Below are 26,510 nucleotides of genomic sequence, written 5' to 3'. Positions count from 1 at the left end.
AGCGAATTTGCTGCCTGTGCTGACGCTTTCGCGGGTAAACCCGCTCCCACAGGGACCGCGCAAACCTTCAGATCAGCGCTATCCCTGTGGGAGCGGGTTTACCCGCGAAGGGCCGCACAGCGGCCCCTGGATGCATCAGCGCCGCAGCGGCTGGCTCAACTCCGAGGTCGCCCCGTCGGCGGTAGTCACCGTCGCCGTAAAGCTGTTCAACCCTGCCGCGTTCTCCAGCAGCTGGGCAAACCGTGCCTTGCCGTGCTCGTCGCTGTTCACCAGCACCTCCCCCAGGTATTGCTCGGCTTCACTGGCCTGCGCCGCGGCATTGCCGAACAGCTCGATGCGCAACAGGCTCGACGCCGGCCCCTGCACTTCGCCGCGCAAGGTGTTTTGCTCGAGGGCCGTCAGCTGTGGCGGTTGCTGGTTGTGGTTAGGCAGCGGCAGGCACGGCTTTGGCTCGCCCTTGGCGTCGCAGATGATCGCCTGGTCCTTTTTCGCAAGCTCCGCCCCGACCCCGCGCGAGCCCACGTACAACGCGTGTGCCTGGGCCGGCACGCCGAAGATGATCGCCCCGGTACGTTGATCCGGCACGCACGATCCGCCCGCCTCGCAGCGGCGAATGTCCTGGCTGTTACCCCAGATGCGGTTAGCGGTCAGGCGCGTACGGGTGATGTCCGGCTCGGCGCGCACGGCCACGCCGATGCGGTTGCCGTGGATCAGGTTGCCATCGAGGATGTTGCCCTCGCCGGTGATGCTGACGCCGATCGAGTTGCCGCTGAAGGTATTGGCACCCAGGTAGTTGCGCTTGCCCCAGTTGATCTGCAGGCCGTCGGAGTAGTTCTCGAAGCGGTTGCGCACCACGCTGTTGTCGTTGCCGAGCAGGATCTCGATGCCTTGCGAGGGCTCCGGGTTGGCTGCGGTCGAGCGGAACAGGTTGTCGGCCACCAGGTTGAACGCCGCGCCGCGGGTCAGCTCGAGGCCATCGCCATTGTCGATCAGCTGGTTGCGCAGGACCTTGTTGTTATTGGTGGTGGTGGCGGTCGGGTTGCCGGCACCGTCGTCGCCGGTGAGCATGATCCCCGCACCGCCCTTGTTGGCGATGATGCGGTTGTCTTCGATGACGTTGGCGCTGGCGCGGTTGACCAGGATGCCGATGCAGAAGTTGCGCACCTCAAGCCCGCTGATGTGCACGCCTTGGGTATCGCGCAGGACCAGCCCGGGGTGGGTGGTGGTGCGTACGTTGGTGCCGAACTGGCCGGGCAGGGCGCCGGGGCAGGTGCGCACGCCCTGGTCCTTGATGTAGCCCGAGCCGTCGATGGCGATGTATTGCCCGTCGCGTGCCCAGGACTGGCCGGTGATGCGCACCGGGCCTTTGATGTCAGGGAGTGCGCGGGTTGGGCGGATGACATACGGCGGCTGGCCGATCGCGGCGATGTCGATCTGGTAGTGGCCGGGGTTCTGGTTGTTGGTCTCGATCGCCCAGCGCAGGCTGCCGGGCTCGCCGTCGTCGGCGTAGCGGTTGACCTGCAAGGTCTCGGTGGCGGGCTGGGGCGTGGCGATGGCGGTCAACGGGAGCAGCGGCAGCAGGGCTGCCAGCACAGGCATTAGGCGCATGGGTGCGGGGTTCCGAAAGCTGTTGTTGTTATCAGGGCCACCTTCGTTGGGCGGACGTTGGCAGCGATTCTAGGCAAGCGTTGGCAGCTTGCGCAGCGCCAGGGAGCGATTCGGGGCGATATTCGCACGCTGAATGCCGTTGAGCGAACGCTCTGCAAATCAATTGAAACTCTCGACAACCGGCAGCAGTCGATCCGTATGTCGACACGTTTTCTCGTGTCTTTGCCTCAAGGAGATTTCCCCATGAGTGGCACCAAAGACAAAGCTAAAGGTTTGGCCAACGAAGCGGTGGGCAACATCAAGCAAGGTGTTGGCAAGGTCACCGACAACGACAAGCTGCGCGCCGAGGGCAAGGCCCAAGAGGTCAAAGGTGAAGCCCAGCAGGCAGTGGGCAAGGTCAAGGATGCCGTGAAGAAGCCTTGATCGATTGCCGTGTAGGAAAACGGCTGCCTGCTGGCGGCCGTTTTCTTTAGTGGGGCGATGGGATGCAACGGCCCGCGCGTGGTCTATTAGACTGCATGCATTGAACAAGGCCTGCCCGGCAAGCCGGCCTGCACCCAGTTGATCGAGCGGCGAAAGGAGACGCTATGATTTTACCTGCCCTGCAGGGCCTCCCCCTGCACCGTGTGCTGGTGCGCACCGTCAGCGAGTTTCTCGATGACGAGATGTCCACCTATGCGTCGGCACTGGCCTACCAGATGCTGTTTTCGCTGTTCCCGTTCCTGTTGTTCCTGATTGCCCTGATCGGTTTCTTGCATCTCCCGGACTTTTTCTCCTGGCTGCGCCTGCAGTCGGAGCTGGTGTTGCCGCCCCAGGCGCTGGAGCAGGTCAATCCGGTGATCGACCAGTTGCAGCAGTCCAAGGGTGGCTTGCTCTCGGTGGGTATCGTGATCGCCCTGTGGACCGCCTCGGCCGGTGTGCGGTTGATGATGAGCGCGATGAACGCCGCCTACGACGTGCCCGAGGGGCGTCCCGTGTGGAAGCGCATTCCGCTGTCGATCTTCTACACCATCGGCATCGCCGGCATGCTCCTGGCCGCCGCGGCCCTGATGGTGCTTGGCCCGCAGGTGATGGAGTGGATCGCCGCGCAGATCGGCATGCAGGAGTTCATCGTCACGCTGTGGACCATCCTGCGCTGGCCGGCGATCATCATCCTGATGATGGTGGCGGTCGCGCTGATCTATTACGTCATGCCTGACGTCAAACAGAAATTTCGCTTCATCACCCCGGGCTCGGTGCTGGCCGTGGTGGTGTGGATCATCGCTTCGCTGGGGTTTGGTTACTACGTCAAGACCTTTGCCGACTACAACGCCATGTATGGCAGCATCGGTGCAATCATCGTGCTGTTGCTGTACTTCTACATTTCCGCCGCCGTACTCTTGCTCGGCGCCGAGATGAACGCGGTGATCGAGCACATGTCGGCGGAGGGCAAGAACCCCGGCGAGAAGGATTTCGACGGCAACAAGCCGCAGGAGACCATCACCGTGCTCGGCCATGAGCACCCGGCCGCCGCCGAACCCCAGACCAGTGAGCCGAACCCCTGATGATCCGAGACATCCTCAAGATGGGCGACGAGCGCCTGCTGCGCATCGCCCCACCGGTACCTGAACACATGATCGGCAGCGCCGAGCTGCAGCAGCTGATCGACGACATGTTCGAGACCATGCACCACGTCGGCGGCGTCGGCCTGGCCGCACCGCAGATTGGCGTCGACCTGCAACTGGTGATCTTCGGCTTCGAGCGCAGCGAGCGCTACCCGGATGCCGAGCCGGTGCCGCAGACCATTCTGCTCAACCCGCTGATCACGCCGCTGGCGACCGAGGTCGAGGAGGGCTGGGAGGGCTGCCTGTCGGTGCCTGGCCTGCGCGGTGTGGTTGCGCGCTACAAGCACATCAGCTATTCGGGGATCGACCCCCAGGGCAATCCGATCAACCGCTTTGCCGACGGCTTCCATGCCCGCGTGGTGCAGCACGAATGCGACCACCTGATCGGCCGGCTGTACCCCTCGCGGATTCAGGATTTCGCTCGGTTCGGCTATACCGACGTGCTGTTCCCTGGGCTGGATGTCGGCGACGATTGATCGCGGACCAGCGCCATCAGGCGTTTGCTCCGCTGGTAACGCGCCAGGCGCATGGCCAGGGCGTCGGGCAGTGAATCGGCAGGGCTGAAGGCCAGGCGCTGGTAGAAGGCTTCGAGGTCCGGGTGGCAGAACAGCCAGGTCGGGCCATGGGTCGCGGCCAGTGCGGCTTCGATCAGCTGCCCGGCGACGCCGCGGCCGCGCCATTGTGGGTCGACCAGCAGGCCGGTGAGCCAGTGGCCATGGGCGACCGGGCTGAGGCTCAGGCCGGCAATAACGCCCTCGGCGCGTGCCACCCACAGCTCGCCGTCGGCGGCGGGGCGCATGCGCGAGCCTTGCTGGCGGTAGAAGTGCTCCAGCAGGCGGCGTTGCAGGCCGCTCAGCGGGCTGATTTCAAGGTCGGGCATGGTTGTTCCGGTGGGGTGGTGTCAGTGCTGGCCCTTTCGCGGGGCAAGCCCGCTCCCACAGGTTCTCCACGCATCTCAAGGAAGGCAGTGAACCTGTGGGAGCGGGCTTGCCCCGCGAAAGGGCCGGATCTGACAACAGCAGCGGGTGGCTCTAGCCCCGCTGTTGCAGTCAATTCGGTTCGCGCGCTTTGTCGCAGATTGTTGCAAATCCCGCAAGGGTGATTGTCCGAGTGCGGGGTTCAACTATTCCAGGCCAGGCGTAAAATTTCACTCATTCCCTCCAGCAGTACGACAAAGCGGGAACGGTACTTCGTGTCATCTCGCAGTTGATGACAACTTCTCCGCGCCATTGACGGCATATTGAAGTCAATCGATCAGCGTGATTGCCTTGAAGGCCACACACCATGAAAGCACTTATGATTCTTGCATTGGCCGGGATGTCTTCGCTCGCCCTCGCCAATGAGGTCCAGCCTGTCTCGAGCCAGCCCCACGTCATGCAATATGACTACTCCACCAACCTCGATATCAAGCGTGTGATCAGCCTGTCGACCCTCCCCAATGTCTGCGAGGTGGTGCCCGCCACCATGACCTACGAAGACCACCAGGGCCAAATCCACACCCTGCAGTACCGGGCCATGGGTGAAGGCTGCGGCCAGGGCTGATCAGCCCAGCCCCAAGGCTTGTCGCACGGCCTCCAGCCCTTGTTTCAGCTGTACTCGACTGGTGGCCGCCGACAGGCTGATGCGTACCGCCCGGACTTCCTCGACGCCAATGGCGAAGACACTTGCCGGCACCACTTCGACCCCGCGTTCGCGGCACTCCCTGGCCAGCGTTTGCGCGCTCTCAGGGGTTGCTACCCAGACGTGCGGCGATGCTTGGCCGCCGCTCAACAGCGCATCGCCCAGCAGGCTGCGCGCCAGGCGCCAGCGCTCGGCGGTTTCTGCGCGGTTCCAGGCCAGCCGGCGGGCCGCCGTGCCGTCCTCGATCCACTGGCAGGCAATGCGCAGGTTCAACGGCGAAACCGGCCAGTGCGTGGCCTGGGTGTGCGGGTCGATCTGCGCCAGCAGGGCTGGCCGGGCGACGATCCAACCCAGGCGCAGGCCCGCCGCGACGGTCTTCGACAGGCTGCTGATGAGAATGCCCTGACCGTCCAGCAGCGGGTACAGGGGAGGCTGGTCGGTCAGCGCGCCATACACGTCATCCTCGATCACCAGGAGTTGATGGCGCTTGGCTACCTCGGCAATCGCCTGGCGCCTCGCCGCATCCATGCAGCTGCCGGTCGGGTTGTGCAGGGTCGGCGTGATGACCAGCACGCGTGCGCCACTGGCACGCGCGACGCGGTCCAGTTCGTCCGGTCGCAGGCCGTGCTGGTCCAGCGCCACGCCGTGTACCGGCAGGCGCAACTGGCGGCAGGCCGCCTTGATCCCGGGCGCGGTCAACGCCTCGACCATCACCGCCTCGCCGTCCTGGCACAGCGACTGCAACACGCTGCCCAGCGCCTGCTGGGCGCCACCGCAGAGCAGCAGTTCGTCCGGCGCCAGGGTCAGGCCGCGGTTGGCCAGCCAGCGCGCGCCCTGCAAGCGGCCCAGCAGCAGTTGCTCAGGGCCCAGATACTGCTCGAGCAGGGCCAATTCGCTTTGATCGAGCAAGGTGCGCAAGCTGTCCTGCAGGTCGTGGTTGTGCGGATCGATCACGGGCACGTTGGTCGACAGGTCGATCACCTGGCTTGGCAGGTCATACCGCTTGAGGCGAAACAGCGTCGCCTCTTTGCTCCCCGCCAGTACATAGGTGCCGCGCCCGACCGCACCGGCGACCAGGTGGCGGGCGGCGGCCTCGCGATAAGCCTGTTGGGTGGTGCTGGGATTCAGCCCGAGCGCCCAGGCCAGGCGTCGCTGCGGCGGCAGCCGCTCGCCGACTTTCAGGTCGCCGCACTCGATGGCCTCGGCGATCGCCTCGACCAAGGCAAGATAGCGCGGTTGGCCGTTGTCACTGAGCTGAGGAATCCACACGAAATTGCTACCCATGCAATATAACGATTTACCCATACAATGCCCCGCGCCTAGGATCGGATCAACCTCTGACCGATGAAGGATGATCGCCATGTTCGACCTGCCAGCCCTGCGCGAAGCCGCCGCGTTTGTCCACCAGCACATGTCTGCCACTGCCCAGCACGCCTGGCCGCTGCTCGCCGAACGGGCGGGTTGCCAGCTGTGGGTCAAGCACGAGAACCACGCGCCCACCGGGGCATTCAAGGTGCGTGGCGGGCTGGTCTACGTGCGTTCGTTGCTCGCCAGCGGCCACCCACCGCGCGGGTTGGTGACCGCTACCCGGGGTAATCACGGCCAGAGCATGGCGCTCGCTGCGCGCCAGGCGGGCATCCCCCTGGTGATCGTGGTGCCCGAGGGCAACTCGCGAGAAAAGAACGCCGCTATGCGCGCCCTCGGTGCCGAGTTGATCGAGCACGGCGCGGACTTCGACGTGGCCCGTGAGCACGCGGCGCGCCTGGCGCAGGCGCTGGGCTACGACATGGTGCCAGCGTTCCACCCGGAGCTGGTGCGCGGCGTGGCGACGTATGCCCTGGAGTTGTTCGAAGCGGTGGCCGACCTCGACTGCGTGTACGTGCCGATCGGCATGGGTTCGGGCATTTGCGGGCTGATCCAGGCGCGCAACCTGCTCGGCCTGAACACCGAAATCGTCGGCGTGGTGTCCAGCGCCGCCGATGCCTACGCGCAGAGCTTCGAGCAAGGCCGCATCGTCACCACCGCCACGGCCGAGACCTTTGCCGACGGCATGGCCTGCCGCATGCCGCATCCGGATGCGTTCGCGCTGATCCGCGAGCATGCCGCGCGCATCGTCCGGGTCACCGATGAAGAGATCGCCGCGGCCATGCGCCTGTACCACGAAACCACCCACAATACCGCCGAGGGCGCGGGCGCCGCCGGCTTGGCGGCGCTGCTACAAGAGCGCGAGCGGCAGGCGGGCAAGCGTGTGGCGGTGGTGCTCAGCGGGGCCAATGTGGACCGCGATCGGTATGCGCGGGTTTTGACCGGGGCTGAAAAATTCTGAATGGATATCGGGCCGCTGGTGCTATCTAAATTTGATAGCATCCCCCGATACCTTTCGGGCAGGAGTGCGGATATGAGTTGCATGCGTTACAAAGGCTATGCCGCCCGTGTCGAGTACGACGAGCGCGATGATATTTTTGTCGGCCGGGTGCTGGGCATGCGCGACATCATCAGTTTTCACGCCAGTTCGGTGCCCGAGTTGCATGAGGCATTTCGCGGGGCACTGGACGACTACCTGGCGGACTGCGCCGAGCGGGGCGTAACGCCCGAAAAACCGGCTTCAGGCAAGGTCATGCTGCGTATACGTCCCGAAGTACACGCCGCTGCGAGTGTTGCCGCTCGGGCTGCGGGCAAGAGCTTGAATCAATGGGCTGATGAAGTATTCGAACAGGCTGCGATGGCCTAATAGACGGCAATCTCTTGCAGTACAGAGGGTTACGGCTCTGGCATGATAATGGGCTGTCCTTCTCCGTCGTTGCTAATGAGACCCCATGCCCTTTTCCAACGGTTTTCTCCTCAGCTTGTCCCTGTGCCTGGATATCGGTATTGCCAATATCGCCATGATCACCCTGGCCATGCAGCGTGGCTTCCTCCAGGGTTTCTGGCTGGGGTTGGGGACCTGTGTGGGGGATTTGCTCTATGCGGTTGCAGCATTGGCCGGTATGACCGTGCTGCTGCAGTTCGAGACCGTGCGCTGGACCTTGTGGCTAGGGGGCTCGGCGCTGCTGGTGTGGTTTGCGCTGAAGATGATGCTGGCCGCCTGGCGGGGTGGGCACGTGGATGCCCAGGCCGAGGTGGTGGTCGAGTCGGCATGGCGCGAGTTCTTGCGCGGGATCTTTCTGGCGATGTCTTCGCCCACCGCGATTCTCTGGTTCGCTGCGGTCGGTGGCGTGCTGATCTCTCGCTCCGGCGGCGGTAGCCTGCTCGAGGCAGGGCTGTTCTTGAGCGGTTTCTTTGCCGCAGGGTTGGTCTGGTGCGCGGGCATCTGCGGTATCGCCAGCCATGGCGGGCGGCTGTTGGGGGACCGCTTGCTGACCTGGTCGTATGTGCTGTCGGCGGCGATCTTCTGTTACTTCGCGGTCTACGTGATCGTGTCCGGCTACCGCGAGTTCATCCTCGCCACACCGGCGTTGTAACCGGCTAACAGGTGTGCGTGGCCGGTGCTGTCGGCTAGCCCACACGTCCGACATCCACAGATTATTTCTCTGCGTGTGTCGATTCCTCAGCGTGTCGTTCGACCAGTAATGAAGGCGTAGGACACACCTGCGCCATGTTGCCGAGAATCGACCGATGAACACCTCAGCCGAAACCGAGCTCCGTCAACTGATCGATACCTGGATGCAGGCCGTGCGCGAGCGCGACGTGGACGCCATCGTCGCCCCTTATGCGGACGACATCGTCGCCTTCGACGCCATCAAGGCCCTGCAATTCAAGGGCAAGGCCGTTTACCGCGAGCATTGGCAGATGTGCATGGGCATGTGCACCGGGCCGATGGTCTTCGAGATGGAACAACTGACCGTGCACGCCGAGGGCGACCTCGGCCTGGCCCACTGGCTCAACCGTTGCGGCCCGGCGGACGATGACAGCCAATGCGGCTTCATGCGCGCTACCGTCGGCTACCGGCGTTCGGCCGGGCACTGGCAGGTCATCCACGAGCATTGGTCGGCGCCGTTCGACATGGAAACCCAGAAGGCTCTGTTCGACCTCAAGCCCTGAGCTGAAAACCCCCCGGTTTATCGCCAAACGCACTGTGCGCAAGCGCTGGAGACGACCATGAAATACCTGTGCCTGGTCTATTGTGACGAAGGGCTGCTGCACAGCTTGCCGGAGAGCCCCGCCGACGCCGAGTGCATGGCGTACGCCGAATCGCTGCACGGCTCCGGCCGCATGCTCGCGGCCGAGGCGCTCAAGTCGGTGCAGACAGCCACCACCGTACGCGTGCGGGCAGGCCGCATGAGCCTCACCGACGGGCCCTTCGCCGAGACCAAGGAGCAGCTGGCCGGGTTTTACCTGGTCGATGCGCGCGATCTCAACGAAGCGCTGAACATTGCCAAGGGCATTCCCGCCGCGCGGGTTGGCAGTGTCGAGGTGCGCCCGGTACGCGAACTGCAACCCTGACTGCGGAGCACGACAATAATGACCCTCGCTCAACCTGGCCACGGACCGGCGCAGCATGAACTGTCCATCAGTCGACTGATCGACGCCCCGCCGGCCAAGGTATTTCGCGCCTGGAGCGAGCCCGAGTGGCTCATGCAGTGGTGGGGACCCCACGGCATGACCACCCCGGAATGCGAAATGCAACTGTGGGTCGGCGGCCTGTTCCGCACCCTGATGCGTGCCCCTGACGGCACCGAATACAACAACCAGGGGGTGTTCCTGGAGATCGCCGCACCGCGCCGGCTGGTATTCACCGATGCCTTCAAGCCGGGTTGGGTGCCGTCAGACAAGCCTTTCATGACCGCCGTGGTGACCTTCGACGAAGAACACGGCAAGACCCGCTACACCGCCCGTGCCTGGCACTGGAGCGCCAGCGATTGCCGCGCCCATGAAGAAATGGGCTTTCATCAGGGCTGGGGCGAGAGCCTGGACCGCCTCGTGGAGGTGGTCACCCAGCGGATGCCCGACTGATGCCGGCGGCGTTGCGCGAGCAGGTGGAGGCGGTCTACCGGCGTGACTCGCGGCGGATCCTGGCCACCTTGATCCGCCTGCTGGGCGATTTCGACCTGGCCGAGGAAGCCATGCACGACGCCTTCTTCATCGCCGTGGAGCGTTGGCAGCGTGATGGTGTCCCCGCCAATCCGCGCGCCTGGCTGGTATCCGCGGGTCGCTTCAAGGCGATTGACGCGTTGCGCCGGCGGGCGCGCTTCGACCGTTCCCAGGCGGACCTGATCATGCTGCTGGACAGTGAGGGCGGTGACCCGAGTGAGGAGGAACTGTTGAGCGACGACCGCCTGCGGCTGATCTTCACCTGCTGCCACCCGGCGCTGGCGGCCGATGCCCAGGTGCCGCTGACCCTGCGCGAAGTCTGCGACCTGACCACTGAACAGATCGCGCGCGCCTTCCTGCAAAGCCCGGCGACCATCGCTCAGCGCATCGTCCGCGCCAAGGCGAAGATTCGCGATGCGCGAATTCCCTACCAAGTGCCGGAGCTGGCCGAGTTGCCGGAGCGCCTGGAAAGCGTGTTGCGGGTGATCTACCTGGTGTTCAACGAAGGCTATTCGGCGTCTTCGGGCGAGGACCTGGTGCAGGCCGAACTGTGCGACGAGGCCATCCGCCTGGGGCGTCTGCTCGCCCAGTTGTTGCCCGACCCAGAGGTGCTGGGGTTGTTGGCGCTGATGCTGCTGCAGGCTTCGCGTCAACGCGCGCGCACCGATGCCGAGGGCGAGTTGGTGTTGCTCGACCAGCAGGACCGCACGTTGTGGCATCACCCGCAGATCGCCGAGGGGTGTCAGCTGGTGCAGCAGGCGCTGCGCAGTGGTCAGCTGGGGATGTACAGCGTGCAGGCGGCGATTGCGGCGGTGCATGCCGAGGCGGCGCGGGCCGAGGAGACCGACTGGGCAGAGATCGTTGGGCTGTATGACCTGTTGCAGCGGCACTGGCCTTCGCCGGTGGTCGAACTCAACCGGGCGGTGGCGTTGGCCAAGCGGGATGGGGCGCAGGTGGGGTTGGCGGCGGTTGAAGCGATTTTGGCGCGAGGGGAGTTGCTTGATTATCACCTGGCCCATGCTGCCAGGGGCGAGCTGCTGGGGCAGTTGGGGCGGGTCGAGCAGGCAAGTGAGGCTTGGCGACAGGCGCTGGCGCTGACCCGGCAGGGGCCTGAGCGGCGGCACATCGAACGACGGCTTGGTGAGTTGGGATGATTTGCTGGGTGTCAGCTGTGGCCTCTTCGCGGGGCAAGCCCGCTCCCACAGGATCCTCGCGTTACCCAAATGTTGAGCACTACGTCAAACCTGTGGGAGCGGCGGTGCGACTTGCCCCGCGATGAGGTCGGGCCTGCTGCTGCAGGACTCAGCTGGCGACGAAGTTCGGCGGCGACACCAGTTCAACGGTCTGCTGCTTGCGCGGTGCCAGGATCTCGGCCTCACCCGCGACTACCTGCTCACCGTTCTGGTTGAACACGTTGGTGGCGATACGCACCTTGAACTTGGGCAGCTTTTCCAGCACTTCCAGGCGCACGGTCAGGGTGTCGCCGATCTTCACCGGCTTCTGGAAGCTCATCTGCTGGCCCAGGTAGATGGTGCCCGGGCCCGGCAGGGTGCAGGCCACGGCGGCACTGATCAGCGCGCCGCTGAACATGCCATGGGCAATACGCTCGCGGAACATGCTCTTGGCGGCAAACTCGGCGTCCAGGTGCACCGGGTTGTGGTCACCCGACATCGCGGCGAACAGCTGGATATCGCGTTCTTCCACGGACTTCTCGAATGTGGCGGTCTGGCCCACTTCGAGGGCTTCGTAGGGGGTGTTGGTGACCTGGGTCATCAGGGCTTCCTTATTGGCGGACGGGCGTGCCTATCATTCACTGCGGGCAGGGCGGCCAAGGGCCAGCGCCTGCTCGAGCCAGCCGAGGATATCGGCGCAGACCTCGTCGCGATTGGTTTCGTTGAGCAGCTCATGGCGTGCCTGCGGATACAGGCGCAGCTGCACATTGCGGTTGCCGGTCGCGCTCAGGGCGGCGGCCAGATGGGTGAGACGCTTGCCGGCACTCACCGGATCACATTCGCCGCCGATTACCAGCATCGGCAGGTTCGGATCGATCTGCGCAAGGTTGTGCGGCCGGCTGATCTGCGCCAGGCCCTGCAGCAGGTCGAGCCACAACTGGTTGCTGCAGCGAAAGCCGCACAGCGGGTCGGCGATGTACTTGTCGACCTCGGCCGGGTCGCGGCTCAGCCAGTCGAACGCGGTGCGGGTCGGCTTGAAGGCGTTGTTGAACGTGCCGAACGACAGCCATTCGATCAGCGCGCTCTTGCCCAGTGCGCCCTGGCGCCAGGCTTCGACCCGGGCGATCGCCGCCGCCGCCCGGTACAGCGCGGGCGGCTGGAAATTCGAGCCACTGAGAATCGCCCCCTGGACGCTGGCGCTGTGGTGCAGCAGGTACGCCTGGGCGATGTAGCTGCCCATGCTGTGGCCGAACAGGAACACCGGCGTCGCCGGAAAGGTCTGGCCGATGTGCTGGCTGAGCAGGCCAAGGTCGTTGACCACGGCATTCCAGCCATGCTGGCGGGCAAACAGGCCGAGGCGGCCCAGCTCGGCGGTGCGGCCATGCCCGCGCTGGTCGGCACCGATCAGCGCAAAGCCGGCATCGCTGAGGGCGTGGCCGAGGCGCTGGTAGCGCCCGGCGTGCTCGGCCATGCCGTGGGCCAGCAGCACCACGGCCTTGACCGGGGTGCTCGGCAACCACTGGTGGACATACAGGCTGCAATGCTCGCTGGCGGGCAGCCAGAAGGCGTCATGGGGCATGGCGGGTCCTTTGCGCGCAGGTTCGCAGACAGTGTATGCACAATCCGCGAGATTGCAGGAAGGGCACAAATAAGATTCACGATGTTAATGGCGGCCATTGGCGTGTTTGCCACCTCCGGGTTACCTGCTAACGTCGGCTGAACCCCTTTTTGCCGATTGGCAATCAGGTCAAGGACGCTCCAGGCAAAGAGGAACAACAATAAATGCAAGCCGACTTCTGGAATGACAAGCGCCCGGCGGGCGTGCCTTCAACCATCGATATCCATGCCTATCGCTCGGTGGTCGAGGTGTTCGAGCGCTCCTGCAAGCGCTTTGCCGACCGCCCGGCCTTCAGCAACCTCGGCGTGACCCTCAGTTACGCCGAGCTCGAGCGGCACTCGGCGGCGTTTGCCGCCTGGCTGCAGCAGCACACTGACCTGAAGCCGGGTGATCGCATCGCGGTGCAGATGCCCAATGTCCTGCAGTATCCGATCGCCGTGTTCGGCGCGCTGCGCGCCGGCCTGATCGTGGTCAACACCAACCCGCTGTACACCGAGCGCGAGATGCGCCACCAGTTCAAGGACTCCGGGGTTCGCGCGCTGGTCTACCTCAACATGTTCGGCAAGCGCGTCCAGGAGGTGCTGCCCGAGACCGGCATCGACTACCTGATCGAGGCGAAGATGGGCGACCTGCTGCCGACCGCCAAGGGCTGGCTGGTCAACACCCTGGTCGACAAGGTGAAGAAGATGGTCCCGGCCTATCACCTGCCGCAGGCGATATCCTTCAAGCAGGTGCTGCGCGAGGGCAGGGGCCTGACGCACAAGCCGGTGGAACTGAACCTCGACGACATCGCCGTGCTGCAGTACACCGGCGGCACCACCGGCCTGGCCAAGGGCGCGATGCTCACCCACGCCAACCTGGTGGCGAACATGCTGCAGGTGCTGGCGTGCTTCTCCCAGCACGGGCCAGACGGGCAGAAGCTGCTCAAGGACGGCCAGGAGGTGATGATCGCGCCGCTGCCGCTCTACCACATCTATGCGTTTACGGCGAACTGCATGTGCATGATGGTCACCGGCAACCACAACGTGCTGATCACCAACCCGCGGGATATTTCCGGCTTTATCAAGGAGCTCGGCAAGTGGCGCTTCTCGGCGCTGATCGGCCTCAATACCCTGTTCGTCGCGTTGATGGATCACCCGGGCTTCAAGTCGCTGGATTTCTCAGCGCTGAAGGTCACCAACTCGGGCGGCACCGCGCTGGTCAAGGCCACCGCCGAGCGTTGGGAGAGCCTCACGGGCTGTCGTATCGTGGAAGGCTACGGGCTGACCGAGACCTCCCCGGTAGCCAGCACCAACCCCTATGGCGCGCTGGCGCGGATCGGTACCGTGGGTATTCCGGTGGCGGGCACGGCGTTCAAGGTGATCGACGACGACGGCAACGAGCTGGCCCTGGGCGAGCGCGGTGAGCTGTGCATCAAGGGGCCGCAGGTCATGAAGGGCTACTGGCAGCAGCCCGAGGCGACTGCCCAGGCGCTGGACGCCGAGGGCTGGTTCAAGACGGGTGATATCGCGGTGATCGACCCCGATGGCTTCACCCGCATCGTCGATCGCAAGAAGGACATGATCATCGTCTCGGGCTTCAACGTGTACCCCAATGAAATCGAAGACGTGATCATGGGCCACCCGCAGGTGGCCAACTGCGCGGCGATCGGCGTGCCTGACGAGCGTTCGGGGGAGGCGGTGAAGCTGTTCGTCGTGCCGCGCGAGGGCGGGGTGAGCGTCGAGGAGCTGAAGGCTTATTGCAAGGCCAACTTCACCGGCTACAAGGTGCCCAAGCACATCGTGCTGCGCGACTCGCTGCCCATGACCCCGGTCGGCAAGATCCTGCGCCGCGAACTGCGCGACATCGCGTGAGGGCAGCGGCAAGCCAGGGCGCTCGCGGAGCGCTTTGGCCTGCTGTTCCAGGCGTGCAGAAGGGGGATTAAAGTTAAAACTCTAAAAATGACCAATAATATTCAATGAGTCATAATTGTGACCATAAAGCCCGTTTTGGGCTCTAGGCGACCCCTGGTAAAGCTGTTACTCTCGGCCCGCTTTCAGAGGATACGGTTTGCAATGGACCGTTCTCTCATATCAATAATAAACGCATGAACGCGTGATGAATTTCGCTGTTGCTGAAGGAGTTGGCTTCCATGATCGAAAATTTTTGGAAGGATAAGTACCCAGCCGGGATAACGGCGGAAATCAATCCTGACGAATTCCCCAATATCCAGGCAGTGCTCAAGCAATCCTGCCAACGCTTTGCCGATAAACCCGCCTTTAGCAACCTGGGCAAGACCCTCACCTATGGCGAGCTGTACGCCTTGTCGGGTGCCTTTGCCGCTTGGCTGCAACAGCATACCGACCTCAAGCCGGGCGATCGGATTGCGGTGCAACTGCCCAATGTCCTGCAATATCCCGTTGCCGTGTTCGGTGCCATGCGCGCCGGGCTGATCGTGGTCAACACCAACCCGCTGTATACCGCGCGGGAGATGGAACACCAGTTCAACGATTCCGGCGCCAAGGCCCTGGTGTGCCTGGCCAACATGGCCCACCTGGCCGAGAAGGTCGTGCCCAAGACCCAGGTCAAGCACATCATCGTCACCGAAGTGGCCGACCTGCTGCCACCGCTCAAGCGCCTGCTGATCAACAGCGTCATCAAGTACGTGAAGAAGATGGTCCCGGCCTACCACCTGCCGACGGCCGTACGCTTCAACGATGCGCTGGCCAAAGGCGCCGGCCAACCGGTGACCGAGGCCAACCCGCAGCCCAACGACGTCGCCGTGCTGCAGTATACCGGTGGCACCACCGGTGTGGCCAAGGGCGCCATGCTGACCCACCGCAACCTGGTGGCCAACATGCTGCAATGCCGCGCGCTGATGGGCGCGAACCTGCACGAAGGCTGCGAGATCCTCATCACCCCGCTGCCGCTGTACCACATCTATGCCTTTACCTTCCATTGCATGGCGATGATGCTGATCGGCAACCACAACGTGCTGATCAGCAACCCGCGTGACTTGCCAGCGATGGTCAAGGAGCTCGGCAAGTGGAAGTTCAGCGGCTTTGTCGGCCTCAACACCCTGTTTGTCGCCCTGTGCAACAACGAAGCCTTCCGCGCCCTCGACTTCTCGGCGCTGAAGATCACCCTGTCCGGTGGCATGGCCCTGCAACTGAGCGTGGCCGAACGCTGGAAGACCGTGACCGGCTGCGCCATCTGCGAAGGCTACGGCATGACCGAGACCAGCCCGGTGGCGGCGGTCAACCCGGCCGAGGCCAACCAGGTCGGCACCATCGGCATCCCGGTGCCGTCGACCCTGTGCAAGGTCATCGATGACAGCGGTCGCGAGCTCGGCCTGGGTGAAGTCGGCGAGTTGTGCGTCAAGGGCCCGCAGGTCATGAAGGGCTACTGGCAGCGCGAAGACGCCACCGCCGAGATCCTCGATCAGGACGGCTGGCTGAAGACCGGTGACATCGCCTTGATCCAGCCTGACGGCTACATGCGCATCGTCGACCGCAAGAAGGACATGATCCTGGTCTCGGGCTTCAACGTGTACCCCAACGAGCTCGAAGACGTGCTCGCCGGCCTGCCGGGCGTGCTGCAGTGCGCGGCGATCGGCGTACCGGACGAGAAGTCGGGCGAGCTGATCAAGGTGTTCATCGTGGTCAAGCCAGGCATGACCCTGACCAAGGAGCAGGTGATGGAGCACATGCGTGCCAACGTCACTGGCTACAAGGTGCCGCGCTATATCGAGTTCCGCGATGCGCTGCCGACCACCAACGTCGGCAAGATCCTGCGCCGCGAACTGCGCGATGAAGAGCTGAAAAAACAGGGCCTGAAGAAGATCGCCTGATCTTGCAGGGACTGTGTGCGCAACGTGGGGGCAGACTTGCCCCCACGTTGTCGTCTGTCAGCGGAGTTTTTCCAGCATCTGGTAGTACCACATCCCCGCCGCCAACAGCGGATTCCCCAGCAGGTCCCCCATCGGCACCTTGATGTGCTTGCAGCCGGCAAACGTGTCGAACTTTTCCAGCGTCCCGGTCAGCGCCTCGGCCATGATCTCGCCCATGATGTGGCTGGTGGCAACGCCATGCCCCGAATACCCCTGGCAGTACCAGACCGTGTCCGAGAGCTTGCCCAGCTGCGGGATGCGGTTGACCACGATGCCCATCGCGCAGCTCCACTGGAACTCGATCGGCACGCCCTTGAGCGCCGGGAACGTGCGCTCGATGCACGGGCGCAGCTCACCGGCGATGTCCCGCGAATCCTTGCCTGAATAGTTGGCGCCGCCTCCGAACAGCAAGCGTTTGTCTGCCGTCAGGCGGTAGTAATCGAGGACGAAGCGGCAGTCGTACACCGCCAGGTCCTCGGGGTTGATCTGCGCGGCCAGGTCACCCAGCGGCGCCGTGGTGACGATGCCGCCCATGGCCGGGAAGATCTTGCCCTTGAGCTGGCGCTTCTCCAGTTTGTGGTAGACGTCGCCGGCCAGCATCACCTGGCGCGCCTCGATCCGGCCCTGGGCAGTGACCACTGCCGGGCGCGGGCCATGGACGATGTCCAGCACCTCGGAGTTCTCGAAGATCAGCGCGCCCAGGCTGTGCGCGGCGCGGGCCTCGCCCAGGCACAGGTTGAGCGGGTGCAGGTGCAGGTTGCGCAGGTTCTTCAGGCCGCCGAGGTACAGCGGGCTCTGCAGGTGGCGGGCGACCGCCTCGCGGTCGAGCAGCTCGACCTGGTCGGCCATGCCGCGGCGCTCTGCCTCGGCCTGGAAGCCACGCAGCTCGGCCATGTGCGCAGGCTTCATGGCCGTGTGCAGGTGGCCGCGCTTGAGGTCGCAGTCGATCCCGTAGCGCTGCACGCGCTGCTCGATGATCTGGTGCCCGCGCCAGCGCAGGTGCCAGATGAAATCGTCGACTTCGGCGCCGAGCCGGTCGCGCATCTGCGTGCGCATGGCTTCATCGCCAGACAGGCTGCCGGTGACCTGGCCGCCATTGCGCCCGCTGGCACCCCAACCAATGCGATTGGTTTCGACGATGGCCACCTTGAGGCCGCGTTCGGCCAGCTCCACGGCGGTAGCGACGCCGGTAAACCCGCCGCCGATGATCGCCACGTCGACCTGGTGAGTGCCCTGCAAGGTCGGGTACTGGGTCTGGTCGTTGAGCGTGGCGCTGTAATAGGACGGCGCGCGCTGGGCCGGTCCGGTCTTGACTGCTGCGTTCATGGGTGTTCCTTGACGTAAAGAGGGTAGGGCTCAGGCCTGGTGCAGGTACCAGCGCCAGTCCTGCTCGCCGACTTCGGCCATGAACTGGCGGTATTCGGCACGCTTGACCTTGAGGTAGACGCCGAGAAACGCCTCGCCCAGGGCTTCCCTGGCCCAGGCGGACTGCTCGAGTGCGTCGAGCACGGTCAGCCAGTCGGTCGGCAGGTGCTCGGTGGCTTGGGCGTAGCCGTTGCCTTGCACCGGTGCGCCGGGGTCGAGCTGCTGGCGAATGCCCTGGTGGCTGGCGGCGAGGATCGCCGCGGCGGCCAGGTACGGGTTGGCGTCGGCACCACAGATACGATGCTCGACATGCCGGCTGTTGGCCGGCCCGCCGGGCACGCGCAGGCTGACGGTGCGGTTGTCGACGCCCCAGGTCGGCGCCAGCGGCGCGTAACTGTTGGCCTGGAAGCGGCGGAACGAGTTGGCGTTGGGGCAGAACAGCAACAGCGATTCATGCAGGTGGCGGAGCATCCCGGCCACCGCCTGACGCAGCAGCGGGGTACCGGCCGGGTCGCTGCTGGCGAACAGGTTGTTGCCCTCGCCATCGGCCAGGCTCAGGTGCATGTGCATGCCGGTGCCGGCCAGGTGCGAAAACGGCTTGGCCATGAAGCACGCCTGCATCCCGTGAGCGTGGGCGATGCCTTTGACCAGGCGCTTGTAGCGCACGGCCTGGTCCATCGCCGCCAGCGCATCGCCGTGTTCCAGGGTGATCTCCACCTGGCCTGGCGCGTATTCGGAAATCGCCGTACGCGCCGGGATGCCCTGGGCCTTGCACGCGGCATACAGGTCAGCAAGGAACGGCTCGATCTGCTCCAGCTCGCGCAGGCCATAGACCTGGGTGGCGCGGGGTCGGCCGCCGTCGTTGTCGAGCGCCGGCTGCGGTCGGCCGTGGGCGTCGCGCTGCTGGTCGAGCAGGTAGAACTCCAGCTCACAGGCCATCACCGGGTGGTAGCCATCGGCCTTGAGCGCCTCGATGGTGCGCAGCAACACATGGCGCGGGTCGGCGACGCTGGCCGGCAAGCCTTCGCTGGGGTGCATGCTGACCTGCACGGCGGCGGTCGGCACGCGCCGCCAGGGCAGGCGCACCAGGCTGCCTGCGAGCGGGTAGGCGCGGCAATCGATGTCGCCGACGTCCCAGACCAGGCCGGAGTTTTCCACGTCATCGCCGTTGAGGGTCAGGCCGAGGATGGTGCTGGGCAGCGGACGGCCGCTCTCGTATACGGCCAGCAGTTCGTCGCGGTGCAGCAGCTTGCCGCGCGGTACGCCGTTGGCGTCGAGGATGAACAGCTCGATCAGGTCGATATCGGGGTTGTCGGCCAGGAAGCCTTTGGCCTGCTCTAGGGGAGCAAAGTGCATGATGGATACGCTCGTGCATAGGACACCACCGCAGCGGCTGCGGCAGGTCGTACCGGGTCAATCGGCCTGGGGTCGGCCGGTAGGGGTCAGTGAGCCGGGAGCGAGCGGTCCGGTGGGCGCGCGTGGCGGCAGTGCCACAAGGCCCAGAAGGCGAGGATGATGTGCACCAGCGGATTTTCGCCGACAAGCGCCCGGGCCTTCGCCAGGGAAGGGCGTGACGGCGGGCGGGCGGTGCTGGGGAGGGCGGTCATGGCTCGATACTCCCATGCGCTGTAAGGTTGATTAAATCAGTGAATGGCGACCTTCAGTTCGTGCTCGGCTAAACATTGGCGCCGATTGCTTTGCGGGTAAGCCCGCGCCCACAGGGATCACGCTGAGCCTTGTGGGAGCGGGTTTACCCGCGAAGCGGCCGGCGCAGACAGCAAACTGTCGGCAAATCTGCGACAATCGCCCCCCTTCGAATGCCGATCATGACAAAGCAGGCTCACCTGCATCACTAAAAAGCCCCATGACAGACCACGCCATCGACCAGCTGCTGAACAACCTCGACCACGCCATGATCGCCGACCGCCATCGTCTGCGCCGCCAGCTGCATGAGCTGCGCAAGCGCCCCGACGAGGCCAAGCTCGCCCAGTGGGTGGAGAAGGTCCAGGCGTCGTTCGCCAAGGTCACCGCGCGCCAGCAGAGCGTGCCGAGCATCCGCTACGACGACAACCTGCCGATCGCCGCCAAGCGCGAGGAGATCAAGAAGGCCATCGCCGAGCACCAGGTGCTGGTGATCGCCGGCGAGACCGGCTCCGGCAAGACCACCCAGTTGCCGAAGATCTGCCTCGAGCTGGGCCGTGGCCGCCATGGCCAGATCGCCCACACCCAGCCCCGCCGGATCGCCGCACGGAGTGTCGCTGCGCGGGTCGCCGAGGAGCTCGGCACGCCGCTGGGGGCGTTGGTCGGCTATCAGGTGCGCTTCGAAGACCAGAGCGATGCCAATACCCTGGTCAAGCTGATGACCGACGGTATCCTGCTGGCCGAGACCCAGCACGACCGCTTCCTCGAACGCTACGACACGATCATCGTCGACGAAGCGCACGAGCGCAGCCTGAACATCGACTTTTTGCTCGGCTACCTGAAGACCCTGCTGCACCGCCGGCCTGAGCTGAAGCTGATCATCACCTCGGCGACCATCGACCTGGAGCGCTTCTCCAAGCATTTCGACGATGCGCCGATCATCGAAGTCTCCGGCCGCACCTATCCGGTGGACACCTGGTACCGGCCGCTGACCAGCGAGCAGGACGAGGAAGGCAACCGGGTCGAGGACGACCTCACCGTCGACCAGGCGATCCTCGCCACCCTCGACGAGATCGCCGCGCACGAGCGCAGTGCCGGCAAGGGGCCGGGCGATGTGCTGGTGTTCCTGCCCGGCGAGCGCGAGATCCGCGATGCCGCCGAGATCCTGCGCAAGGCCCAGCTGCGTCATACCGAGATCCTGCCGTTGTACGCGCGGCTGTCGCCGGCCGAGCAGCAGAAGATCTTCCAGTCGCACCCGGGCCGGCGGGTGGTGCTCGCGACCAACGTCGCCGAGACCTCGCTGACCGTGCCGGGTATCCGCTACGTGATCGACACCGGCACCGCGCGGATCAGCCGCTACAGCTACCGCGCCAAGGTTCAGCGGCTGCCCATCGAAGCGGTCTCGCAAGCCAGCGCCAACCAGCGCAAGGGCCGCTGTGGCCGGGTCGAGCCGGGCATCTGCATCCGCCTCTACAGCGAAGAAGACTTCAACGGCCGGCCGGCCTTTACCGACCCCGAGATCCTGCGTACCAACCTGGCCGCGGTGATCCTGCAGATGCTGCACCTGCGCCTGGGTGACATCGACGCCTTCCCGTTCATCGAGCCGCCGGATGGCAAGGCCATCAGCGACGGCTTCAACCTGCTGCAGGAGCTCTCGGCGGTCAACCGCGAGAACCAGCTGACCCCGCTCGGCCGCCAGCTGGCGCGCCTGCCGATCGACCCGCGGCTGGGCCGCATGCTGCTCGAAGGCGCGCGCCTGGGCAGCCTGCAGGAAGTGTTGATCGTCACCAGTGCGCTGTCGGTGCAGGACCCGCGCGAGCGCCCGCCCGAGCGCCAGCAGGCCGCCGACCAGGCGCATGCGCAGTGGAAGGACGTCGACTCCGACTTCGCCGGGCTGGTCAATCTCTGGCGTGGCTTCGAAGAGCAGCGCCAGGCCCTGACCGCCAACCCGCTGCGCAACTGGTGCCGGAAGAACTTCCTCAATTACCTGCGCCTGCGCGAATGGCGCGACGCCCACCGCCAGCTGGCGCTGATCTGCCGTGACCTGCAACTGACGGTCAACAAAGAAGCAGTCGACTACCAGCGCATGCACAAGGCGATCCTCAGCGGCTTGCTCAGCCAGATCGGCCAGAAGACCGAAGAAGGCGACTACCTCGGCGCGCGCCAGCGGCGCTTCTGGATTCACCCGTCGTCCGGTATCGGCCGCAAGCGCCCGCAGTGGGTGATGGCCGCCGAACTGGTCGAGACCACCAAGCTGTACGCGCGCATGGTGGCCAAGATCGAGCCCGACTGGATCGAGCCGCTGGCCGGGCACCTGATCAAGAAGAACCACTTCGAGCCGCACTGGGAGAAGAAGCGCGGCCAGGTCGTCGCCTACGAGCAGATCACCCTGTACGGGCTGATCCTGGTCGGGCGCCGGCCGGTGCACTACGGGCCGATCGACCCGGTGGTGTCGCGTGAGCTGTTCATCCGCGAAGGCCTGGTGGGCGGCGAGATCCAGTCGCGGGCCAAGTGCCTGACGGCCAACAAACGCCTGCTCGAGCAGCTCGACGAGCTGGAAGCCAAGGCGCGTCGGCGGGATATCCTGGCCGACGAAGAAACCCTCTACGGCTTCTATGAAGCGCGCCTGCCGGAGGAAATCCACCAGACCGCGACCTTCGATGCCTGGTACCGCATGACCAGCCAGAAGGACGCCAACCTGCTGATCATGCGCGAAGAGGACGTGCTCGCCCGGGAGGCCAGCGAAGTCACCGCCGCGCAATACCCCGACAGCCTCAAGGTCGGCGAGTTGAGCCTGACCCTGAGCTATCACTTCGAGCCCAATCACCCGCGTGACGGGGTGACCGTGCGGGTACCCGCGCCGTTGCTGCCGAGCCTGCCCGGCGAGCGCCTGGAATGGCTGGTGCCGGGCCTGCTCGAGGCCAAGTGCATAGCCCTGGTGCGCAACCTGCCCAAGGCCCTGCGCAAGAACTTCGTGCCGGTGCCGGACTTCGTCAAGGCCGCGCTGTCGCGGATGACCTTCGGCCAAGGCGGCTTGCCCCAGGCGCTGGGCCAGGAACTGCTGCGCATGACTGGCGCGCGGGTGCCCGATGACGCCTGGGCGGAAGCCGCCGGGCTGGTCGAAAACCACCTGCGGATGAACATCGAAGTGGTCGACGGCGACGGCAAGTTCCTCGGCGAAGGCCGTGACCTGGCCGAGCTGACCGCGCGCTTCGTCGCCGCCAGCCAGGCCGCACTGGCCATGCCACGCACGGAAAAATCAGCCCAGCCGGTGCAGGCCAAGGCCTTCGCCCAAGTCGCCGAAAGCGCCCAGCAGAAGATCGCCGGGCTGTCGATGACGGTCTACCCGGCGCTGGTCGAAGAAAGCGGCAGCGTGCGTGAAGGGCGCTTCTCGACCCATGCCGAGGCCGAGTTCCAGCACCGCCGTGCGCTGCAGCGCCTGCTCCTGCAACAGCTGGCCGAGCCGGCCAAGTTCCTGCGTGGCAAGCTGCCCGGGCTGACCGAGCTGGGCCTGCTGTACCGCGACATGGGCCGGGTCGAGGCATTGGTCGAAGACATCCTGCTGGCCAGCCTGGACAGCTGCATTCTTGAAGGCGAGACACCGTTGCCGCGTGACGGTGCCGGCCTGGCGTCGCTGGCCGAGCGCAAGCGTGGCAGCTGGACCGAGCATGCCGAGCGCCTGGCGCGGTTGACCCTGGAGGTGCTCAAGCTGTGGCACGGCTTGCAGAAGCGCTTCAAGGGCAAGATCGACCTGAGCCACGCGGTCGCCCTGAACGACATCAAGCAGCAGTTGGCCAACCTGGTGTACCCGGGCTTTGTCCGCGACACGCCGGGGGTGTGGTTCAAGGAGCTGCCGCGTTACTTGAAGGCGGTGGAGTTGCGCCTCGAGAAGCTCGGCAGCCAGGTGCAGAAGGACCGCGTCTGGAGCGGCGAGTTGAGCAACCTCTGGGCCCAGTACAAGGCGCGGGCCGACAAGCATGCCCAGGAAGGCAAGCGCGATGAGCAGCTGACCCTTTACCGCTGGTTGCTGGAAGAGTACCGGGTGTCGTTGTTCGCCCAGCAGTTGGGCACCAAGGTCGCGGTTTCTGATAAACGACTGAGTAAACAGTGGAGCCTGGTGGAAGGCTAAACTTCCACAGTTGTGGCAAACTTGTGGGTGTTTACGGGGTCGCTTGGCGGCCCCTTTCGCCCGCTTGCGTACAGGCAGCGAACGATCTGCAATTGGTACCAAGGTGCCAGTATGATGCCCCCATTCCCGGCCAGCGCCACAGGGCGATGGCCTCTGACCAGAGGAACGACCGTGCATAACGTCGTGATCAGCGGCACCGGCCTGTATACCCCGGCCCAGAGCATTTCCAACGAAGAGCTGGTGGACTCCTTCAATACCTGGGTCAACCAGTACAACCAGGACAACGCTGACGCCATCGCCCGTGGCGAGGTCGAGGCGCTGGCCGAGTCCAACGCGGCATTCATCGAAAAGGCCTCGGGCATCAAGAGCCGCTTCGTCATGGACAAGGCCGGCATCCTCGACCCGCAGCGGATGAAACCGCGTCTGCCCGAGCGTTCCAACGACGAGCCGTCGGTGCTTTGCGAGATGGCCGTGAACGCCGCGCGCCAGGCCCTGCAGCGTGCCGGTCGCACGGCGGCCGATGTCGATGGGCTGATCGTCGCCTGTTCCAACCTGCAGCGGCCGTACCCGGCGATCGCCATCGAGGTGCAGGCTGCACTGGGCATCCAGGGCTTTGCCTTCGACATGAACGTGGCCTGCTCGTCGGCCACCTTCGGCATCCAGACTGCTGCCAACAGCGTGCAGTTGGGCCAGGCTCGCGCAGTGCTGGTGGTCAACCCTGAGGTGTGCACCGCGCACCTGAACTTCCGCGACCGCGACAGCCACTTCATCTTTGGTGACGCGGCCACCGCGGTGTTGCTCGAGCGTGCCGACCAGGCGACCTCGGCCCAGCAGTTCGAGATCGTCAGTACCAAGCTGCTGACCCAGTTCTCCAACAACATCCGCAACAACTTCGGCTTCCTCAACCGCGCCGCGGAAGAAGGCGAAGGCACTGCGGACAAACTGTTCGTCCAGGAAGGCCGCAAGGTGTTCCGTGAGGTGTGCCCGATGGTGGCCGAACTGATTGGCCAGCACCTGGCGGAAAACGACCTGCAACCCGCTGATGTGAAGCGCTTCTGGCTGCACCAGGCGAACCTGAGCATGAACCAGCTGATCGTCAAGAAGCTGGTCGGGCGTGATGTGGCTGAAGAGGATGCGCCGGTGATTCTCGACCGCTACGCCAACACCAGCTCGGCGGGGTCGGTGATTGCCTTCCACCTGTACCAGGAAGACCTGCCCAAAGGCGCGGTGGGTGTGTTGAGCTCGTTCGGTGCGGGCTATTCGATTGGTAGCGTGATCCTGCGTAAACGCTGATCACCTCTGGGGCTGCTTTGCAGCCCATCGCGGGCAAGCCCGCTCCTACAGGTACCGTGCGGTATTTCAGGGTGCGGTTACCTGTAGGAGCGGGCTTGCCCGCGATTGGCTCAAAGCAGCTCCAAGTTTTCTTGGATAGACAAAAAAGCGAAAAGCGCCGGATGGGGTCGGCGCTTTCCGCTTTTGTACCGCAGTGGAGCTGAAGCTTAGAACTTGGCTTCCAGATCAACCTGCAGGGTGTCGACATCAGCGTTGCTGTTAGGCAGCTGCGACAGGTCGGTCTTGGCCATCAGGTAGGCAGCGCCCACCGAGAAGTTCTTGTCGATTTCATAACCGACCTTGAACTTGTGACCACGCGAGCCGGTGTAGCCGTTACCGAAGTCAGAGTCGGTGAACAGGCTGACCACGGCGTTACGCTGCACATCGCGGTAGTTGTAGTCCAGGCTCCAGGCACCCAGCTTGGTCTTCAGACCGGCCAGCCAGGCCTGGTCTTCGCCATCGGTGCTCTCGGTGTTCTTCACGTACTGACCATAGGCCGACAGCGGCACGGCCAGGCCGGTCAGGTCGATCTGACCGAAGCCTTCCACCAGGTTGAACTCGTTGGTGGTGTTGCCGAACGACTGCAGAATGGTCGCTTCCTTGTCGTTGTCGAAGCCATAGATGCTGGCACCGACGGTGACCTTGAGCACGTCTGCCGGGGCAAAGCGTGCGCCCAACTGGCCGTGGTAGAGCTGGGCGTCGTGCTTGTACTGCACGCCGTCGCCGTCGACGTTGTCCTTGAGCGTGTACTGACCGGCACTGGCGAACAGCTCGGCGCCGCCCAGGTCGGCCTTGTAGGTGGCCGCAACGCCTTCAGGGTTGATGTCGCTGTCCCAGATGATGTCGCCCATGCTGACCCACGGCTGGGCCATCTTGCCGCCGATCAGGTGCAGGCCCGGCAGTGCGGTCGGGTGCCAGTCGAGGTAGGCCAGGTCGACCCACAGCGATTTCTTGTCGAAGTAGTTGTCCAGGCTCTGGTTGGTCGAACGGCGGTCGGCGCTGCTGCCGGTGGCGATACGGACGCCAGCGTCGACCTGCGGGTTGATCTCGCTGTAGAAGCCGACGCGAGCACGCACGCGCTGGCGGTCCTGGTTGCCGCTGCTGGCGTTCGGGTCGTCGACGTTGACGTCTTCGTAGCGCAGGCGCACATCGCCCTTGATCTGGGTCTTGGCGGCCCAGGCGACTTTCTGTTCAAAGGAGCTCAGTCGCTCGGACTGGGCCTTCTGGTCTGCCTTTTCCTTGGTTTCCTTGGACAGGTCGGTCTGCAGTTCGTTGTACTGCGCCTGGTTGATCGAGCCATTGGCACGAAGCATCTCGAGCAGCTTGGCGTCGACTGCGGCACTGGCTGGAGTACTCAGAGCCAGCATCAGACCGGTGAGGCTCACTCCAGTAAGTGTAGAAACAAGACGCATACGGTTCTCCCTGTTGGAAAAGTGTGGGGAGGCTGTTGCGCCCACCCCCGAGTTGGCAAGTCTTCGGAAAATGCCTGAATAGACAGGTCGCTTGGGTTCCGGAAAACAGG

The 26,510-nt window shown here is 64.7% G+C and carries 23 protein-coding genes; 15 read left to right on the top strand and 8 right to left on the bottom strand.

The features are described 5' to 3' along the window. Positions 1 to 135 precede the first annotated feature (135 nt). Positions 136 to 1,608 (bottom strand): right-handed parallel beta-helix repeat-containing protein, encoded by a 1,473-nt coding sequence (locus CCOS865_RS19420; RefSeq protein ID WP_119143808.1) that lies wholly within the window; start codon positions 1,606 to 1,608, stop codon positions 136 to 138. A 243-nt stretch (positions 1,609 to 1,851) separates the two neighbouring features. On the opposite strand from CCOS865_RS19420, the gene CCOS865_RS19415 reads away from it, so the two are divergent. From CCOS865_RS19415 to def, 3 genes are all read left to right on the top strand, one after another. Continuing rightward, positions 1,852 to 2,031 (top strand): CsbD family protein, encoded by a 180-nt coding sequence (locus CCOS865_RS19415; RefSeq protein WP_119143806.1) that lies wholly within the window; start codon positions 1,852 to 1,854, stop codon positions 2,029 to 2,031. Positions 2,032 to 2,195: 164 nt separating this feature from the next. Further along, complete coding sequence (locus tag CCOS865_RS19410; protein WP_119143804.1) at positions 2,196 to 3,152, top strand: YihY/virulence factor BrkB family protein; 957 nt, start codon at positions 2,196 to 2,198, stop codon at positions 3,150 to 3,152. After that, on the top strand, positions 3,152 to 3,688 hold the full coding sequence (def, locus tag CCOS865_RS19405; protein ID WP_119143802.1) for a peptide deformylase: 537 nt from the start codon (positions 3,152 to 3,154) through the stop codon (positions 3,686 to 3,688). Before CCOS865_RS19410 ends, def begins: the two co-directional genes overlap by 1 nt. On the opposite strand, the gene CCOS865_RS19400 is transcribed toward def, so the two are convergent. Then, positions 3,643 to 4,011, bottom strand: a complete 369-nt coding sequence (locus CCOS865_RS19400; RefSeq protein ID WP_415842572.1) for a GNAT family N-acetyltransferase — start codon at positions 4,009 to 4,011, stop codon at positions 3,643 to 3,645. The two genes, def and CCOS865_RS19400, sit on opposite strands and share 46 nt — an antisense overlap. A 485-nt stretch (positions 4,012 to 4,496) precedes the next feature. Between CCOS865_RS19400 and CCOS865_RS19395 the strand changes: the two genes are divergently transcribed. Continuing rightward, positions 4,497 to 4,754, top strand: coding sequence for a DUF2790 domain-containing protein (locus CCOS865_RS19395; RefSeq protein ID WP_119143798.1), 258 nt, complete (start codon positions 4,497 to 4,499; stop codon positions 4,752 to 4,754). Here CCOS865_RS19395 and CCOS865_RS19390 read toward each other — a convergent pair whose 3' ends face one another. After that, positions 4,755 to 6,116 (bottom strand): aminotransferase-like domain-containing protein, encoded by a 1,362-nt coding sequence (locus CCOS865_RS19390; RefSeq protein WP_244216140.1) that lies wholly within the window; start codon positions 6,114 to 6,116, stop codon positions 4,755 to 4,757. It abuts the gene before it with no gap. A gap of 76 nt (positions 6,117 to 6,192) precedes the next feature. Here CCOS865_RS19390 and CCOS865_RS19385 point away from each other — a divergent pair, with 76 nt between their 5' ends. From CCOS865_RS19385 to CCOS865_RS19355, 7 genes are all read left to right on the top strand, one after another. Then, complete coding sequence (locus CCOS865_RS19385; RefSeq protein ID WP_119143796.1) at positions 6,193 to 7,158, top strand: threonine dehydratase; 966 nt, start codon at positions 6,193 to 6,195, stop codon at positions 7,156 to 7,158. A 72-nt stretch (positions 7,159 to 7,230) separates the two neighbouring features. Continuing rightward, positions 7,231 to 7,563, top strand: coding sequence for a type II toxin-antitoxin system HicB family antitoxin (locus CCOS865_RS19380; RefSeq protein ID WP_119143794.1), 333 nt, complete (start codon positions 7,231 to 7,233; stop codon positions 7,561 to 7,563). Positions 7,564 to 7,648: 85 nt separating this feature from the next. Beyond that, positions 7,649 to 8,293 (top strand): LysE family translocator, encoded by a 645-nt coding sequence (locus CCOS865_RS19375; RefSeq protein ID WP_119143792.1) that lies wholly within the window; start codon positions 7,649 to 7,651, stop codon positions 8,291 to 8,293. Positions 8,294 to 8,447: 154 nt separating this feature from the next. Further along, positions 8,448 to 8,873, top strand: coding sequence for a YybH family protein (locus tag CCOS865_RS19370; RefSeq protein WP_119143790.1), 426 nt, complete (start codon positions 8,448 to 8,450; stop codon positions 8,871 to 8,873). 57 nt (positions 8,874 to 8,930) lie between these two features. Next, positions 8,931 to 9,275 (top strand): YciI family protein, encoded by a 345-nt coding sequence (locus CCOS865_RS19365; protein WP_119143788.1) that lies wholly within the window; start codon positions 8,931 to 8,933, stop codon positions 9,273 to 9,275. 18 nt (positions 9,276 to 9,293) lie between these two features. Then, entirely contained in the window at positions 9,294 to 9,785 is a 492-nt protein-coding gene (locus CCOS865_RS19360) for an SRPBCC family protein (RefSeq protein ID WP_119143786.1), read from the top strand. Beyond that, positions 9,785 to 11,017: an RNA polymerase sigma factor gene (locus CCOS865_RS19355; RefSeq protein ID WP_119143784.1), complete on the top strand. Its 1,233-nt coding sequence runs from the start codon at positions 9,785 to 9,787 to the stop codon at positions 11,015 to 11,017. The genes CCOS865_RS19360 and CCOS865_RS19355 overlap by 1 nt, the downstream gene beginning before the upstream one ends. Before the next feature lie 148 nt (positions 11,018 to 11,165). Here CCOS865_RS19355 and CCOS865_RS19350 read toward each other — a convergent pair whose 3' ends face one another. Together CCOS865_RS19350 and CCOS865_RS19345 are read right to left on the bottom strand one after the other, a co-directional pair. Continuing rightward, positions 11,166 to 11,636 carry a MaoC family dehydratase gene (locus tag CCOS865_RS19350; RefSeq protein ID WP_119143782.1) on the bottom strand — a complete coding sequence of 157 codons (471 nt, stop codon included), beginning with the start codon at positions 11,634 to 11,636 and terminating at the stop codon, positions 11,166 to 11,168. Between the two features lie 33 nt (positions 11,637 to 11,669). After that, positions 11,670 to 12,614: an alpha/beta hydrolase gene (locus CCOS865_RS19345; protein WP_119143780.1), complete on the bottom strand. Its 945-nt coding sequence runs from the start codon at positions 12,612 to 12,614 to the stop codon at positions 11,670 to 11,672. Positions 12,615 to 12,817: 203 nt separating this feature from the next. On the opposite strand from CCOS865_RS19345, the gene fadD2 reads away from it, so the two are divergent. Both fadD2 and fadD1 read left to right on the top strand, forming a co-directional pair. Further along, complete coding sequence (gene fadD2 / locus CCOS865_RS19340; RefSeq protein ID WP_119143778.1) at positions 12,818 to 14,506, top strand: long-chain-fatty-acid--CoA ligase FadD2; 1,689 nt, start codon at positions 12,818 to 12,820, stop codon at positions 14,504 to 14,506. 278 nt (positions 14,507 to 14,784) lie between these two features. Next, positions 14,785 to 16,482, top strand: coding sequence for a long-chain-fatty-acid--CoA ligase FadD1 (gene fadD1, locus CCOS865_RS19335; protein ID WP_119143776.1), 1,698 nt, complete (start codon positions 14,785 to 14,787; stop codon positions 16,480 to 16,482). 57 nt (positions 16,483 to 16,539) lie between these two features. Here the strand turns inward: fadD1 and CCOS865_RS19330 are convergent, their stop codons facing one another. Continuing rightward, positions 16,540 to 17,847: an NAD(P)/FAD-dependent oxidoreductase gene (locus CCOS865_RS19330; protein ID WP_119143774.1), complete on the bottom strand. Its 1,308-nt coding sequence runs from the start codon at positions 17,845 to 17,847 to the stop codon at positions 16,540 to 16,542. 30 nt (positions 17,848 to 17,877) lie between these two features. Then, on the bottom strand, positions 17,878 to 19,242 hold the full coding sequence (locus tag CCOS865_RS19325; RefSeq protein WP_119143773.1) for a glutamine synthetase family protein: 1,365 nt from the start codon (positions 19,240 to 19,242) through the stop codon (positions 17,878 to 17,880). Positions 19,243 to 19,750: 508 nt separating this feature from the next. Between CCOS865_RS19325 and hrpA the strand changes: the two genes are divergently transcribed. Both hrpA and CCOS865_RS19315 read left to right on the top strand, forming a co-directional pair. Continuing rightward, positions 19,751 to 23,656, top strand: coding sequence for an ATP-dependent RNA helicase HrpA (gene hrpA / locus CCOS865_RS19320; protein WP_119143771.1), 3,906 nt, complete (start codon positions 19,751 to 19,753; stop codon positions 23,654 to 23,656). Positions 23,657 to 23,827: 171 nt separating this feature from the next. Next, positions 23,828 to 24,949 (top strand): beta-ketoacyl-ACP synthase III, encoded by a 1,122-nt coding sequence (locus CCOS865_RS19315; protein WP_119143769.1) that lies wholly within the window; start codon positions 23,828 to 23,830, stop codon positions 24,947 to 24,949. Positions 24,950 to 25,155: 206 nt separating this feature from the next. On the opposite strand, the gene CCOS865_RS19310 is transcribed toward CCOS865_RS19315, so the two are convergent. Further along, complete coding sequence (locus CCOS865_RS19310; RefSeq protein WP_119143767.1) at positions 25,156 to 26,400, bottom strand: putative porin; 1,245 nt, start codon at positions 26,398 to 26,400, stop codon at positions 25,156 to 25,158. Positions 26,401 to 26,510: the final 110 nt, after the last annotated feature.

The sequence above is a fragment of the Pseudomonas reidholzensis genome (assembly GCF_900536025.1).
GTDB classification, from domain to species: domain Bacteria; phylum Pseudomonadota; class Gammaproteobacteria; order Pseudomonadales; family Pseudomonadaceae; genus Aquipseudomonas; species Aquipseudomonas reidholzensis.
This window is presented reverse-complemented; position numbering and strand designations above follow the sequence as displayed.